The sequence below is a fragment of the Streptomyces sp. P9-2B-2 genome (genome assembly GCF_030406865.1).
GTDB classification, from domain to species: Bacteria; Actinomycetota; Actinomycetes; order Streptomycetales; family Streptomycetaceae; genus Streptomyces; species Streptomyces platensis.
In genome coordinates this window covers 3,163,051-3,177,485 of the sequence record NZ_CP129126.1, presented here as the reverse complement: position 1 = coordinate 3,177,485, position 14,435 = coordinate 3,163,051, and the positions used below count along the sequence as shown (strand labels likewise).

Below are 14,435 nucleotides of genomic sequence, written 5' to 3'. Positions count from 1 at the left end.
TTCAGCTGAACGTATTCGTCGAAAACTTTCGATGGACCTGTGAGGTGCCGCGCTGCGACCGTGAAGTGGTCCGCACTTCCACCCCTCGAAGGGCAGCGATGACCGCCAACCCGGCCGCCGACAGCACCGATCCGCACGCCAACGACGCCAGCCCGTACGGCGGCGGAGACCCCTACGCCGACTACCGCGGCGGGGACTTCCCCTTCACCTCGCTCGTCGACCTCGCCGACCGGCGCCTCGGTGCCGGGGTGATCGCGGCGAACGACGAGTTCTTCGCCGAGCGCGAGAATCTGCTGACGCCGGCTCCGGCGGTCTTCGACCCCGAGCGCTTCGGTCACAAGGGCAAGATCATGGACGGCTGGGAGACCCGGCGCCGCCGCGGCACGGACGGCGACCACCCCTTCCCCACCGACGACGACCACGACTGGGCGCTGATCCGGCTGGCCGCCCCCGGCGTGATCCGCGGCATCATCGTCGACACCGCCCACTTCCGCGGCAACTACCCCCAGCAGGTCTCCGTCGAGGCCACCTCGCTGCCCGGCAGCCCCGGCGCCGAGGAGCTGCTCGCCGGGGATGTGAAGTGGGAGGAGCTGGTCCCGCGCACGCCCGTACGGGGCCACGCCGCCAACGGCTTCGAGGTCACCGCCGAGCGCCGCTTCACGCACCTGCGCCTCAAGCAGCACCCCGACGGCGGCATAGCCCGCCTCCGGGTGCACGGCGAGGTCGTGCCGGACCCGGCCTGGCTCGATGCGCTCGGCACCCTCGACCTGGCGTCCGTCCTGCACGGCGGCACCGTCGAGGACGCCTCGGACCGCTTCTACTCCTCGCCCACCCAGATCATCCGGCCCGACCTCTCCCGCAAGATGGACGACGGCTGGGAGAACCGCCGCCGCCGGGTCAAGGGCACCCACGACTGGGTGCGCTTCCGCCTCGCCGCGCAGGGCGAGATACGGGCGGTGGAGATCGACACCGCCTACCTCAAGGGCAACTCCGCGGGCTGGGCCGCCCTGTCCGGATGCGACGGTGACCCGGCCGACGAGGGCTCCTGGTTCGAGATCCTGCCGAAGACGAAGCTCCAGCCCGACACCCCGCACCGCTTCGCCCTGCCGGCGCCCGTCACCGCCACCCACATACGGCTGGACGTCTTCCCCGACGGCGGCCTCGCGCGGATGCGGCTGCACGGCGCCCTCACCGACGCCGGCCGGGCCGCACTGGGCCGCCGCTTCCACGCCCTCAACGGCTGAGCCGCGCCCCCGTTTCCGCCGGGCCCCGCGGGAGGGGGCGGGGCCCGGCGGACCCCGGCCCGCCCGGCGGACGGAGCGCACCGGGCGCCCGCCCGCCGGGCGTCACCACCGGCCGTGGCGGCCGGTGTGCGGCGGTCAGGCCGCCGCGTCGGCCTGCTGTGCCTTCAGCGCCCGCTCGATGCCGGCCCGCGACTCGGTCATCAGCCGGCGCAGCGCCGGAGTCGGCTCGGCCGAGGCCAGCCAGGCGTCCGTGGCGTCCAGGGTCTCCTGCGAGACCTGGAGCGCCGGGTAGTGGCCCACCACGATCTGCTGCGCCATCTCATGGCTGCGGGAGTTCCAGATGTCCTTCACCGCGGCGAAGTACTTCGCGGTGTACGGCGCCAGCAGCTCCCGCTGGTCCGGCTGGACGAAGCCGCCGATGACGGCCTCCTGAAGGGAGTTGGGGAGCTTGTCCGACTCCACGACCGAGGCCCAGGCCTCGGCCTTCGCCTCCGCCGTGGGACGCGCCGCGCGCGCCGTGGCGGCATGCCGCTCGCCCGCGGAGGTCTTGTCCCGCTCCAGCTCCGCCGCGATGGCCTTCTCGTCGGCCCGGCCGGCGGCCGCCAGCCGCTGGAGCAGCCCCCAGCGCAGCTCGGTGTCCACGGCCAGCCCGGAGATCTCCTCCGTACCGTCCAGCAGGCCCTGGAGCAGGTCCAGTTGCGCGTCCGTACGGGCCGAGGCGCCGAACGCGCGGGCCCACGCCAGCTGGTGGTCGCTGCCCGGCTCGGCGGCCCGCAGCTGCTCCAGCGCCGTCGCGGTCCAGGTCGCCAGACCCGTCTCGCGCCAGTCCGGCGCCGCGTACAGGTCCAGTGCCAGCTTCACCTGGCGGTGCAGCGACTGGACGACACCGATGTCCGACTCCTTGCCGATGCCCGACAGCACCAGCGAGAGGTAGTCCCGGGCGGGCAGTTCGGCGTCCCGCGTCATGTCCCAGGCCGACGCCCAGGACAGCGCGCGCGGCAGCGACTCGGTGAAGTCGCCGAGGTGCTCGGTGACGACCTTCAGCGACTCCTCGTCCATCCGGACCTTGGCGTACGACAGATCGTCGTCGTTGAGCAGGAGGACGGCCGGCCGCTGCTTGCCCACCAGCTGCGGTACGGCGGTCAGCGCACCGTCCACGTCCAGCTCGATCCGCTCGGTCCGTACGAGCTTGCCGTCCTGGAGTTCGTAGGCGCCGATCGCGATCCGGTGCGGCCGCAGCACCGGCTCGCCCTTGGCGCCGGCCGGCAGCGCCGGGGCCTCCTGCTTCACCGCGAAGGAGGTGATGACGCCCGCGGCGTCCACCTCGATCTCCGGCCGCAGGATGTTGATCCCGGCGGTCTCCAGCCACTTCTTCGACCAGGTCTTCAGGTCACGGCCGGAGGTCTCCTCCAGCGCGCCCAGCAGGTCCGACAGCCGGGTGTTCTTGTAGGCGTGCGCCTTGAAGTAGGACTGCACGCCCTGGAAGAACTCGTCCATGCCGACATAGGCGACCAGCTGCTTGAGGACGCTGGCGCCCTTGGCGTAGGTGATGCCGTCGAAGTTGACCAGGACGTCGTCGAGGTCATTGATCTCGGCCATGATCGGGTGGGTGGACGGCAGCTGGTCCTGCCGGTACGCCCAGGTCTTCATGGAGTTGGCGAACGTCGTCCAGGAGTGCGGCCACTTCGAGCCCGGGGCGTAGGCCTGGCAGGCGATCGAGGTGTAGGTGGCGAACGACTCGTTCAGCCACAGGTCGTTCCACCACTCCATGGTGACCAGGTCGCCGAACCACATGTGCGCCAGCTCGTGCAGGATCGTCTCCGCGCGCACCTCGTACGCCGCGTCGGTCACCTTGGACCGGAAGACGTACTGGTCGCGGATGGTCACCGCGCCCGCGTTCTCCATCGCGCCGGCGTTGAACTCCGGTACGAAGAGCTGGTCGTACTTCGCGAACGGGTAGGCGTAGTCGAACTTCTCCTGGAACCACTCGAAGCCCTGCCGGGTGACCGCGAAGATCTCGTCGGCGTCCAGGTGCTCGGCCAGCGACGGCCGGCAGTAGATGCCCAGCGGCACCGTCCGCCCGTCCTTCTCGTACGTGCTGTGCACGCTGTGGTACGGGCCGACGATCAGCGCGGTGATGTAGGTCGAGATCCGCGGGGTCGGCTCGAAGCGCCAGATGTTGTCGCTCGGCTCCGGCGTCGGCGAGTTGGAGATCACCGTCCAGCCCTGCGGGGCCTTCACGGTGAACTGGAACGTCGCCTTCAGGTCCGGCTGCTCGAAGGACGCGAACACCCGCCGGGCGTCCGGGACCTCGAACTGGGTGTACAGATAAGCTTGCTGGTCCACCGGGTCGACGAAACGGTGCAGTCCCTCACCGGTGTTGGTGTAGGCGCAGTCCGCCACGACCGTCAGCTCGTTGCGGCCGGCCGGCAGCCCCGCCAGCGCGATCCGGGAGTCCTTGAACACCTCGCCCGGGTCCAGCGCCTCGCCGTTGAGCAGGACTTCGTGCACGGCCGGCGCGACCAGATCGATGAAGGAGTCCGCGCCCGCCTCGGCGACGTCGAACCGCACCGTCGTCACGGACCGGTAGGTGCCTCCTGTGCTCCCGTCGTCGCCCGACCCGGAGGCGCCGCCCTCCTGTGCGCCGGAGAGGTCGAGGTCGATCTCATACGCGTCCACGGTCAGCAGGCGCGCCCGCTCCTGCGCCTCGTCGCGGGTCAGATTTGTGCCAGGCACCGGGCCATCTCCTTTGTATGGGGCATCACATCGGACTCTTCGGCCATCCTTCCATGCGGTCCGGCCCCCGCGGGGTGGTGATCGAAGGAGTGCGCAGCGGCCGTGCGGCGCCGTTTCCCGGACACTCCGGGGCGCGCGCCGATCACCGCGTCCGATTCCCGCCAGCGCACGCCCGCGGCGCGGACGACGCTGGTCCCATGACGACCTACACCGCACTTCCCCTCCCGCCCGCCGCCCACAAGGAGCTCTGCACGACCGACGACGCCGGCCGGCCCGCCGAGCCGTTCACCGCCCGCGAGGACGGGGCGCCGCAGGACGCCGTCGGGGCGCTGCTGCGCTGCTGTCTGCGCGACGCCCGGCCCGGCGAGCGGATCGCCCTGGTCGCGTACGCGCCGCTGCGCCGCTGGGCGGCCGCGACCGGGGCGGCGCCCGGGGCCTACGACGAGCAGGGCCCGGTGTTCGTGCACGCCGGACCGTGCGGCGGGCCGGACGCCGCGGGCGGCCGGTATCCGGCGGTGCGGGCGGGCGCGCTGCGGGTGCTGCGCCGCTACAACGCCCAGGGGCAGATCACCGGCGGCCGCTACCTGGAGGTTCCCGAGGACGCCGCGGCCGCGTTCGACGCCGCCCTCGGAGAGGCGTTCGCGGACCCGGAGACGGCGCTGGTGCACGTCCGGGCCGTGGAGTACGGCTGCTTCCAGTTCGAGGTCCGGCGGCCCTGACACCGCAAACGGCGGGTGCCCGTACGGAGACTCCGTACGGGCACCCGCCGTCGTGCGGTGCCGGGTGCTGCGGTCAGCCGCGCAGCTCCGCGGCGACCAGCTCCGCGATCTGCACGGCGTTCAGCGCCGCGCCCTTGCGGAGGTTGTCGTTGGAGACGAACAGCGCCAGACCGTTCTCCGCGGTCTCGTCCTCGCGGATCCGGCCCACGAAGGACGCGTCCTGGCCGGCGGCCTGGAGCGGGGTGGGCACGTCGGCGAGGGTGACGCCGGGGGCGCCGGCCAGCAGCTCCTGGGCCCGCGCGGGGCTGATCGGACGCGCGAAGCGGGCGTTGATCTGGAGCGAGTGGCCGGTGAAGACCGGGACGCGGACGCAGGTGCCGGACACCTTCAGGTCCGGGATCTCCAGGATCTTGCGGCTCTCGTTGCGGAGCTTCTGCTCCTCGTCGGTCTCGTTCAGCCCGTCGTCGACGATCGCGCCGGCCATCGGCAGCACGTTGAAGGCGATCGGGGCGACGTAGTTGTCCGGCTCCGGGAACTCCACGGCGGCGCCGTCGTGCGTCAGCTTGGTGGCGTCCTGCTCGATGACCTTGCGGACCTGGCCGTCCAGCTCCTCCACACCGGCCAGACCGCTGCCGGAGACCGCCTGGTAGGTGGCGACGACCAGCGAGACCAGCCCGGCCTCGTCGTGCAGCGGACGCAGCACCGGCATCGCGGCCATGGTCGTGCAGTTCGGGTTGGCGATGATGCCCTTGGGCCGGTCCGTGATGGCCTGCGGGTTGACCTCGGAGACGACCAGCGGGACCTGGGGGTCACGGCGCCAGGCCGAGGAGTTGTCGATCACGACCGGGCCGGCGGCGGCGACCTTCTCCGCCAGCGCCTTGGACGTGGCGCCACCGGCCGAGAAGAGCACGATGTCCAGCCCGGAGAAGTCCGCGGTGGCCGCGTCCTCGATGGTGATCTCGGTGTCCTGCCAGGGCAGGGTGCGTCCGGCGGACCGGGACGAAGCGAACAGCCGCAGCTGCTCGACCGGGAAGTTCCGCTCGGCGAGAATGCCTCGCATCACGCCGCCGACCTGTCCGGTGGCTCCGACGATTCCGATCCTCATGGGACTCCTTCTTTCTGGCCTGGCTCGGGTGTCTGCTCGGAACACCTGCTCAGTAGGGCCTCCATCATGTGTGTGATACCCGTCGCCTTGTCCAATCCGTTCCATTCCGTGGAGCGTGGCGGACGCCGGGGCCGCACTGTGTCAAGGGTGCGGGACCGCCGGCGGAATCAGGGCATCCAGGGCGCGGTCGAGGGCGCGCAGCAGTGTCTCCCGGTCGTCCGGTGCGTACAGCAGCCGCAGCGCCAGTCCGTCGGAGAGCGCGATCACGGCATCTGCGAGGGCCAGGCACTCGGCCTCCGGCTCCGGGCCGCGGCCGTGCCCGGCGGCCGCCAGCCACCCGCCGAGGGCCGCCCGGACGTCCCGGTCGACCTGCCGGCGGATCGCGCCGAGCCCGGGGTGGTGCGCCGCCCGGGTGGCGAAGGCCAGCTGAGCCGCGGCCTCGGCCCGGCGGTCGGCGTCCACGGGGAGGGTGGCGAGGACGAGGGCGCGCAGTGCCTCGCGTGGGGGCAGGCCGCTGTCGACGGCGGCCATCCGCTCCTCGAAGCGTTCCCCGGCCAGCTCGGCGGCGAAGGTCAGCATCTCGTCCTTGGTGCGGAAGTACTTCTGTACCGCGCCCGGTGAGCGGTCCGCGGCGGCGGCCACGGTGCGCACGCTGACCTCGTCCAGCCCCTGCTCGGCGGCCAGCCGCAGGACGGCGGCGCCGATCTGCCGGCGCTGTTCGGCACGGTCCACGGTCCTGGGCACGGTGTGCTGCTCCTCACTCCCGCCGGTCCGGCGGGCGCTCGTCGTTTGCCTGCACCTTCAGGATACGGGTGTATTCTTTTTTTGGATACGACCGTATTCTCAAGATGGCGCAGGCGTCGGAGGTGGCGCCTGCCCGAAGGGGGACAGTGATGGCCGAACGAAGTGATCACGCCGGGCGGATCGCGGACCGGGAGCGGGACCGCAGGGAGCTGCGGGAGTGGATCGAGGAGTGGCGCTACTGGCTCGGCGGCGCGGTGATCCTGTCGGCGGTCTGGGGCGTGCGCTGCTTCCAGAAGGACGAGCTGACGTTCTACTGGCCGCTGCTGCCGCTGGGCGTCTGGGCCGCCGTGCTGGTCGCGCTGGCGGTGTGGCCGCGCGGCAAGGAGGAGGCCGGTGGTTCCTGACGGGCGCGCGGGCCCGGGGGCGCCTCCCGGCGGTCGCCGGGGGAGCGCCGCGGGCCGGGCGGGACGTACCGGTCGCACCCCGGCCCGCCCGTCCGCCGGATGAACGTCCGGTGACCGGCTCTCACCGCCCGGCACAGCGCCCAGTGGCCGTCCGGTGACGCGGAGATCCCTGTCCGGTGATGGGTTCTCCGCGTTGCGGTGGCGTTCACGTACCGGTCACTCCGGGTGCCAACCATCCAAGGTGACAGGGCAGTTGTGCTGCCCGGCCGCCTTTGCGTTCGCACCCGGGGAGCCCGCGTATGTCCCGTATACGGTCCGCCGCCGCCACTCTCGACCGCCGTACGTTCCTCGCCGCCACCGGAGCCGTCGGTGCCGCCACCGGACTGGGGCTCGCCCTCGGCCCGGAACGGGCGGCGCAGGCCGCCACCGTCAGCCCCGGCCCGGCCCCGGCCGCGCCCGTACCGGTCGAGGCGCCCGCCGTCCCCCGCGTCCCCTATACCCGGGGCACCACCCTCGGCAGCGTGTCCGCGCCGCGCGGCAGCGGAGGCTACCGCCGGCTCGGCGACGGCCCCGCCTGGAACCGGGTGGTCCGCAGCGAGCTGGGCACCGCGCACGGCGGGCGGGACGGCCGGCGGACCGCACTGGCCTCGTTCGTGCAGTTCACCGACCTGCACCTGGTCGATGTGCAGAGCCCGCTGCGCTACGAGTACCTGCGCGCCGAGACCGCCAGCGCCTGGCGGCCGCAGGAGGCGCTGTCCGTGGCCGGGGTCGTCTCGCTGATCGAGCGGGTCAACGCACTGCCCGGCGGGCCCGCCACCGGCGCCCCGCTGTCCTTCGTGATGACCACCGGCGACAACACCGACAACAACTCCAAGCTGGAGCTGGAGTGGTACCTGACCGCCATGAGCGGCGGAAAGATCACCCCCAACTCCGGCGACCGGCGCCGCTACGAGGGCGTCCAGGACAGCGGGCTGAAGCTGTACTGGCAGCCGGACAGCGCGGTGCGCGACGCCGACAAGAAGCTGGGCTTCCCGCGGCTCGACGGGTTCCTGGAGGCGGCGATCCGGACCGTCCACAGCCCCGGCCTGCGGCTGCCCTGGTACTCCACGGTCGGCAACCACGACTCGCTGCCCGGCGGCTGCTACGCGCCCGGTGACCCCTTCTGGACGCAGATCGCCACCGGCGAGCGCAAGCTGGAGACGCTGCCCGCCGCCGAGGCGGCGAAGGTGTGGAAGGCGGTCAAGGAGGGCCTCGACCCCAAGGGGGAGGATTTCAAGCGGCTGCTGACGTCACATGCCAAGCAGTCCCGCAGGGTCACCCCCGACGAGCGGCGCGCCCCGTTCACCCGGACCGAATATCTGCGCGCCCACCTGGACCCGGCGCACACCGGCCCCGGCCCGCACGGCCACGGCTACACCGCCGCACACCTCGACGGGAACCGCCTCTACTACAGCTTCCGGATCTCCGACGACGTCCTCGGCATCAGCCTGGACACCACCGACCCCGGCGGCCACTACACCGGCTCGGTGGGCGACGCCCAGCTGCGCTGGCTGGAGCGGACCCTCAAGGACAACGAGAAGGGCGAGAAGGCCCATGTGCTGGTCTTCAGCCACCACACCAGCAAGACGATGAACAACACCCGCCCCGACCCGGCCCGGCCGCAGGAGAAGCGGCACACCGGAGCGGAGCTGGTCGAGGTGCTGGCCGCGCACCCCGGCGTCGTCGGCTGGATCAACGGCCACAGCCACAAGAACGAGATCATCGCGCACGACGGCTTCTGGGAGATCTCCACCGCCTCGCACATCGACTTCCCGCAACTGGCGCGGGTCATCGAGCTGGTGGACAACCACGACGGCACGCTGTCGCTGTTCACCACCCTGGTCGAGTCGGCCGCCCCGCACCGCACGGACTTCTCCGACCTCTCGCAGACCGGCCTGGCAGCGCTCTACCGCGAGCTGTCCTTCAACGCGCCCCAGGCCCGTACGGACCTGGCGGGCACGTCCGGGGACCGCAACGTCGAGCTGCTGCTCAAGCGCTGACGGACCCGCGGCCGTCCTAGCGCGGCAGCACCACCACATACGCACCCGGCTCCCGGTCCCCGGCGGCCATCAGGGCCGTACGGACCACCGCGGCCTGCTGCTCCGGGGACTGCCGCAGGGTGCGGGGCAGACAGCGGACGACGGTGATGCCCAGCCGCTCCAGATGCTCGCGCTTCTGGAAGAACGGGGAGTGCAGCGGGTCCTCCTCGGCGCGCGGCGCCCGGGTGTCGATCTCCAGGGCCACCGAGTGCTCCGGCCAGAAGGCGTCCACACCGCCCAGCTGCGGCCCGCCCGGCAGCCGCAGATCGACGTTCCACAGCGGGTCGGGCAGCCCGTGCGCACGCACCATGGCGTACAGCTGCTGCTCGGCCAGCGCCCGGCCCTCGGCCAGCAGGGTGTCCACCGCGTCGACCACATGCGGCCGGGTCAGCAGCCGGGCCCGGCTCAGCTCCCGTACGACCGCGCTCGCCTCGCAGTGGCCGCCGCGTACCGCCTCGGTCAGCAGTCGGCGCACCGTCGCCGCGTCGGTGAGCCCGCCGATCGCGTCGGCCAGCGCCCGCGGCACCGGCGCGACCGGCACCCCGGTGCGGTCCTGGGGGACGGGCAGTTCCACCGCCCGCAGGATCCGCGCGAAGCCGGTGGAGCGCAGCCGCCGGGTGCGGGAGACCAGCACCTCGATGCGGTTCAGGGCGAGCAGCGGGGGCGCCTCGGTGAAGCCGTGCAGGGCCAGCGCCGCCAGGCCCGTGATCATTGCCTCCGGGGCGTCCCCCGACGGGCCGGTTTGCCGGGGGACGCCCGGCCCCCGGTGACTGGCGTACAGCAGGACCGCGTGCAGCCGCTCCTCGCTGGTGGGCGGTCCCGGGTGCAGCAGATAGATGCCCGGGAGCACCTGCTGCCAGCCGCCGCCGGGGCGGCAGCGTTCGGTGGTCGCCGCCGCGGGGATGCCGTGCTCGCGCAGCTGACGGGTGGTCATCACCCGGCAGCGGGAGGCGGTCAGGTGCTGGAGGGGGAGGGGGGAGAGCGGGGTGTCGTGGTTCATGACGGGTCGATTCCCGTCCCCGCTCCGCCCCCTAACCGCTGTTACACGCCCGTACCACAAACCGGACAACCCTGTACTAAAGTACGGGCGTTCGACTGCCGAATGAGGCTGGTCGGCGCGGGGGTTACGGCCGCCCCCCGGCCGCCTCGTCACAAGCCTGTGCCCGCAGTGCACGGGCCAGATCGTCCCGCTCCTCCAGCACCAGCCGGCGCAGCGCCGGCGCCGCCTGCCCGTGCTCCGCCAGCCAGCGGTCCGCCGCCTCCAGCGTGGACGGCTCCACCAGCGAGGCCGGGAAGAGCCCGCGCACCACATCCATCGCGATCTCGATGGACCGCTCCCGCCACACCCGCTCGATCTCCGCGAAGTAGCGCGGGGCGTACGGGGCCAGCAGGTCCCGCTGCCCCGGCTGCGCGAATCCGGCGATCGACGCCTCCACCAGGGCGTTGGAGAGGGCATCGGAGTCCACCACGTCCGCCCACGCCTGCGCCTTGACCCCGGCCGAGGGGCGGGCGGCCAGACAGCGCACCTGGTGGCGCTTGCCGGACGCGGTGTCGTCCCGGGCCAGTTCGGCGGCGAGCGCCGCCTCGTCCGCGACGCCGTGGGCGGCCAGCGGCTCCAGCAGGGTCCAGCGCAGCTCCTGGTCCACGTCCAGGCCGTCGATCTTCGCCGTCCCGTCCAGCAGGCCCTGGAGCAGCTGGAGATCGGCGGGGGTGGTGGCGAGGGCGGTGAAGTGCCGGGCCCAGGTGAGCTGATGGCCGCTGCCGGGCTCCGCCAGCCGCAGCTCGTGCAGCGCGCCCTCGGCCAGTTCGCGCGCGGCGGGCTCCTTGCGGTCCGGCGCGGAGTAGTACTCCAGCGCCGTCTGGGCCTGCCCGTGCAGCGACTGGAGCACGCCGATGTCGGTCTCCTGGCCGGCGAACCGCCGCACCAGATCGAGGTAGTCGCGGGCCGGCATCAGCCCGTCCCGGGTCAGCCCCCACAGCGCGGCCCAGCACAGCGCCCGCGCCATCGGGTCGGCCAGGTCGCCGAGCCGGGCCCGCAGGGTGGCCAGCGACCCCTCGTCGAAACGGACCTTGCAGTACGTCAGATCGTCGTCGTTGACCAGGATCAGCTCGGGCCGCTCGGCCCCGGCCAGCTCCGGCACGGCCGTCCGCGGTCCGGAGACGTCCACCTCGGCACGGGCGTAGCGCACCAGCGCCGGGTCGGTGCCCTGGCGCCGGTAGAGCCCCACCGCGACCCGGTGCGGCCGCAGCTCCGGCCGCTCCTCGGTGGCCTCCTGGAGGATGCTCAGCTCGGTGATCCGGTCCTGGGCGTCATAAGTGACCTGCGGGGTGAGGGAGTTGACGCCCGCGGTCTCCAGCCAGGCACGCGACCAGCTCGCCAGGTCCCGCCCGGACGTCTCCTCCAGCACCGTCAGCAGATCCGTCAGCCGGGTGTTGCCGTAGGCGTGCCGCTTGAAGTAGCGCCGGGCGCCCTCCAGGAACGCGTCCTGCCCCACGTAGGCCACCAGCTGCTTGAGGACCGCGGCGCCCTTGGCGTAGGTGATGCCGTCGAAGTTGAGCTTGGCGTCCTCCAGGTCACGGATGTCGGCGGTGACCGGGTGGGTGGAGGGCAGCTGGTCGGCGCGGTAGGCCCAGGACTTGCGGCGGTTGGCGAAGGTGATCCAGCTGTCCCGGAAGCGCGTCGCCTCCGCCAGCGCGAAGGCCCCCATGAAGTCCGCGTAGGACTCCTTGAGCCACAGGTCGTCCCACCACTCCATGGTGACCAGATCGCCGAACCACATGTGCGCCATCTCGTGCAGGATGACGTTGGCCCGGCGCTCGTAGGACGCCTCCGTCACCTTCCCGCGGAAGATGAACTCCTCGCGGAAGGTGACACAGCCCGGGTTCTCCATCGCCCCGAGGTTGTACTCCGGGACGAACGCCTGGTCGTACTTCCCGAACGGGTACGGGAAGTCGAAGTGGTCGTGGAAGAAGTCCAGGCCCTGCTTGGTGACGGTGAAGACGTCGTCCGCGTCGAAGTGCTTCGCCAGCCCCTTGCGGCACAGCGCGCCCAGCGGAATCTCCAGCTCGCTGCCGTCCTCGAAGGTGCGGCGGTAGGTGTCGGAGACGGAGTGGTACGGGCCGGCGACCACGGCCGTGATGTACGTCGAGATCGGCTTCGTCGTCGCGAAACGGTGCCGGCCGCCCTCGGCCTCGCCCTCCTGGACGCCGTTGCTGACCACCGCCCAGCCCTCGGGGGCGGTCACCTCGAAGGTGAACGGGGCCTTCAGATCGGGCTGTTCGAAGTTGGCGAAGACCCGGCGGGAGTCGGCCGGCTCGTACTGCGTGTAGAGGTAGACCTCGCCGTCCTCGGGGTCCACGAAGCGGTGCAGGCCCTCACCGGTCCGGCTGTAGGCGCACCGGGCGTCGACGACGAGGGTGTTCTCGGCGGCCAGCCCGTCCAGCGTGATCCGGGTGCCGTCGAACACCGTCCGCGGGTCCAGCTCCCGGCCGTTGAGGGTGACCGAGGTGACCGAGGGTGCCAGCAGGTCCGCGAAGGTCGAGGCGCCGGGCTCGGCGCAGCGGAAGCGGAGCGTCGTACGGGAGCGGAAGGTCGCGGCCGACGCGTCACCGGCGACCGCTGAGCGGACATCCAGCGCCACGTCGTAGGCGTCGACGCTCAGTAGCCGGCCCCGCTCACGTGCTTCGTCCCGGGACAGATTCTCACCTGGCACGGCGTGACTCCTTCGTCCTCGTCTCGAATATCGAACACGGGGAATCATGGCACGCCCGCCGTTGGTTGAACCTTCGAGGAACAGCACCGTCGACCGACGTGCACAGCCGTGAAGAGGAGACCCCGTGTCCGAGACCGCGAAGACCCCCGCAGACTTCTGGTTCGACCCGCTGTGCCCGTGGGCGTGGATGACCTCCCGCTGGATGCTGGAGGTGGAGAAGGTGCGCCCGGTCGAGGTGCGCTGGCATGTGATGAGCCTGGCGGTGCTGAACGAGGACCGGCTCGACGAGCTGCCCGAGGAGTACCGCGAGCTGCTGAAGACCGCCTGGGGCCCGGTGCGGGTGTGCATCGCCGCCGAGCAGCAGCACGGCAGCGAGGTGCTCGGCCCCCTGTACACCGCGCTCGGTACCCGCTTCCACAACCGCGGCCTGGAGCGCACCCGCGAGACGATCGTGGACGCCCTTGAGGAGGCCGGCCTGCCCGCCGAGCTGGCCGACGCGGCGGACTCCGACGCCTATGACAAGCAGCTGCGCGCCTCCCACAAGGAAGGCATCGACCTGGTCGGCCAGGACGTCGGCACTCCGGTGATCGCCGTCCCCGGTCACGACGGCGAGCAGATCGCCTTCTTCGGCCCGGTCGTCACCCCGGCCCCCAAGGGCGAGGACGCCGCCAAGCTGTGGGACGGCACGCTGATGGTTGCCTCCATCCCCGGCTTCTACGAGATCAAGCGGACCCGGACCGAGGGCCCGATCTTCGACTGAGACCCGGTCTTCGACTGAGACCCGGTCCGCGGCCGGACACGGGCGAGGCCCCACGAGTCACGTCCTCGTGGGGCCTCGCCGTTTCTCCGCCCGCCCGGCGAAAGGTGAGAAGACGATCACGAGGCGGGACGTCTGTAACGGTGTTACGGAGCCAGCAGCAGGCTGTTCGCGCGCTGCTTGGCGGACGTGTAGCGCTTGGCGACGTCCTGCCAGTTCACGACCTGCCACATGGCCTCGATGAAGTCCACCTTCTGGTTCTTGTACTGGAGGTAGAAGGCGTGCTCCCAGGCGTCGAAGACCAGGATCGGGACCGAGCCCTGGCCGACGTTGCCCTGGTGGTCGTAGATCTGCTCGACGATCAGCCGGCCGCTGACCGGCTCATAGGCGAGGACGCCCCAGCCGGAACCCTGGGTGGTGGCGGAGGCCTTGGTCAGCTGGGCCTTGAACTTCGCGAACGACCCGAAGGACTCGGCGATCGCGTCGGCCAGCTCGCCCACACCGTCCTTGTCCAGCGGCTCGCCGCCACCCTCACCGGTCATGTTGTGCCAGTAGATGCTGTGCAGGATGTGGCCGGAGAGGTGGAACGCGAGGTTCTTCTCCAGGCCGTTGATGCTGCCCCACTGATCCTTGTCGCGCGCCTCGGCGAGCTGCTCCAGGGTGTCGTTCGCACCCTTCACATAGGCCGCGTGGTGCTTGTCGTGGTGCAGCTCGATGATCTCGGGGCTGATGACCGGTGCCAGTGCCGCGTAGTCGTAGGGGAGTTCCGGAAGTGTGTAGGTCGCCATGCCGATCCCGCCTCCAAGCTGCTCATAAGCAGTAGTTGCAAACAATGTGCAAGAGCACGCTATCAGCAGGAGTGATCACCGGCCGGTTGCGGTGACCGGCTCGGTCCCAAAGACGGAGGCGGGGCGGGACCTCGGAATGAGGTCCCG

General features: G+C 71.6%; 11 protein-coding genes. 5 read left to right on the top strand and 6 right to left on the bottom strand.

What is annotated here, in order from left to right; genetic code table 11:
- Positions 1–98 precede the first annotated feature (98 nt).
- On the top strand, positions 99–1,244 hold the full coding sequence (gene alc, locus QT196_RS13895) for an allantoicase (protein WP_168479133.1): 1,146 nt from the start codon (positions 99–101) through the stop codon (positions 1,242–1,244).
- A gap of 135 nt (positions 1,245–1,379) precedes the next feature.
- On the opposite strand, the gene pepN (QT196_RS13890) is transcribed toward alc, so the two are convergent.
- Positions 1,380–3,980: an aminopeptidase N gene (gene pepN, locus QT196_RS13890; protein WP_266731025.1), complete on the bottom strand. Its 2,601-nt coding sequence runs from the start codon at positions 3,978–3,980 to the stop codon at positions 1,380–1,382.
- A gap of 197 nt (positions 3,981–4,177) precedes the next feature.
- Here pepN (QT196_RS13890) and QT196_RS13885 point away from each other — a divergent pair, with 197 nt between their 5' ends.
- A complete protein-coding gene (locus QT196_RS13885) occupies positions 4,178–4,699 on the top strand; it encodes a DUF1203 domain-containing protein (protein ID WP_266731023.1) in 522 nt (173 codons plus the stop codon).
- Between the two features lie 73 nt (positions 4,700–4,772).
- Here the strand turns inward: QT196_RS13885 and QT196_RS13880 are convergent, their stop codons facing one another.
- Together QT196_RS13880 and QT196_RS13875 are read right to left on the bottom strand one after the other, a co-directional pair.
- Entirely contained in the window at positions 4,773–5,804 is a 1,032-nt protein-coding gene (locus tag QT196_RS13880) for an aspartate-semialdehyde dehydrogenase (protein ID WP_168479130.1), read from the bottom strand.
- A gap of 141 nt (positions 5,805–5,945) precedes the next feature.
- Positions 5,946–6,548: a TetR/AcrR family transcriptional regulator gene (locus QT196_RS13875; protein ID WP_266731020.1), complete on the bottom strand. Its 603-nt coding sequence runs from the start codon at positions 6,546–6,548 to the stop codon at positions 5,946–5,948.
- 149 nt (positions 6,549–6,697) lie between these two features.
- On the opposite strand from QT196_RS13875, the gene QT196_RS13870 reads away from it, so the two are divergent.
- Together QT196_RS13870 and QT196_RS13865 are read left to right on the top strand one after the other, a co-directional pair.
- Positions 6,698–6,952, top strand: a complete 255-nt coding sequence (locus QT196_RS13870; RefSeq protein WP_248001132.1) for a hypothetical protein — start codon at positions 6,698–6,700, stop codon at positions 6,950–6,952.
- A gap of 299 nt (positions 6,953–7,251) precedes the next feature.
- A complete protein-coding gene (locus QT196_RS13865; RefSeq protein WP_168479129.1) occupies positions 7,252–8,991 on the top strand; it encodes a TIGR03767 family metallophosphoesterase in 1,740 nt (579 codons plus the stop codon).
- A 16-nt stretch (positions 8,992–9,007) separates the two neighbouring features.
- On the opposite strand, the gene QT196_RS13860 is transcribed toward QT196_RS13865, so the two are convergent.
- Both QT196_RS13860 and pepN (QT196_RS13855) read right to left on the bottom strand, forming a co-directional pair.
- Positions 9,008–10,030, bottom strand: coding sequence for a hypothetical protein (locus QT196_RS13860; RefSeq protein WP_266731017.1), 1,023 nt, complete (start codon positions 10,028–10,030; stop codon positions 9,008–9,010).
- A gap of 124 nt (positions 10,031–10,154) precedes the next feature.
- A complete protein-coding gene (gene pepN / locus QT196_RS13855; RefSeq protein ID WP_266731015.1) occupies positions 10,155–12,743 on the bottom strand; it encodes an aminopeptidase N in 2,589 nt (862 codons plus the stop codon).
- A 124-nt stretch (positions 12,744–12,867) separates the two neighbouring features.
- On the opposite strand from pepN (QT196_RS13855), the gene QT196_RS13850 reads away from it, so the two are divergent.
- Complete coding sequence (locus tag QT196_RS13850) at positions 12,868–13,503, top strand: DsbA family protein (RefSeq protein WP_168479126.1); 636 nt, start codon at positions 12,868–12,870, stop codon at positions 13,501–13,503.
- A 143-nt stretch (positions 13,504–13,646) separates the two neighbouring features.
- On the opposite strand, the gene QT196_RS13845 is transcribed toward QT196_RS13850, so the two are convergent.
- The gene (locus QT196_RS13845; RefSeq protein ID WP_266731012.1) at positions 13,647–14,288 is read right to left on the bottom strand and encodes a superoxide dismutase; all 642 of its coding nucleotides are present in this window, start codon (positions 14,286–14,288) and stop codon (positions 13,647–13,649) included.
- Positions 14,289–14,435: the final 147 nt, after the last annotated feature.

Bases quoted from the DNA above. Each gene is read 5' to 3' on its own strand.
- alc (WP_168479133.1), top strand. From the start codon at position 99: ATGACCGCCAACCCGGCCGCCGACAGCACCGATCCGCACGCCAACGAC.
- QT196_RS13885 (WP_266731023.1), top strand. From the start codon at position 4,178: ATGACGACCTACACCGCACTTCCCCTCCCGCCCGCCGCCCACAAGGAG.
- QT196_RS13880 (WP_168479130.1), bottom strand. From the start codon at position 5,804: ATGAGGATCGGAATCGTCGGAGCCACCGGACAGGTCGGCGGCGTGATG.
- QT196_RS13870 (WP_248001132.1), top strand. From the start codon at position 6,698: ATGGCCGAACGAAGTGATCACGCCGGGCGGATCGCGGACCGGGAGCGG.
- QT196_RS13865 (WP_168479129.1), top strand. From the start codon at position 7,252: ATGTCCCGTATACGGTCCGCCGCCGCCACTCTCGACCGCCGTACGTTC.
- QT196_RS13860 (WP_266731017.1), bottom strand. From the start codon at position 10,030: ATGAACCACGACACCCCGCTCTCCCCCCTCCCCCTCCAGCACCTGACC.
- QT196_RS13845 (WP_266731012.1), bottom strand. From the start codon at position 14,288: ATGGCGACCTACACACTTCCGGAACTCCCCTACGACTACGCGGCACTG.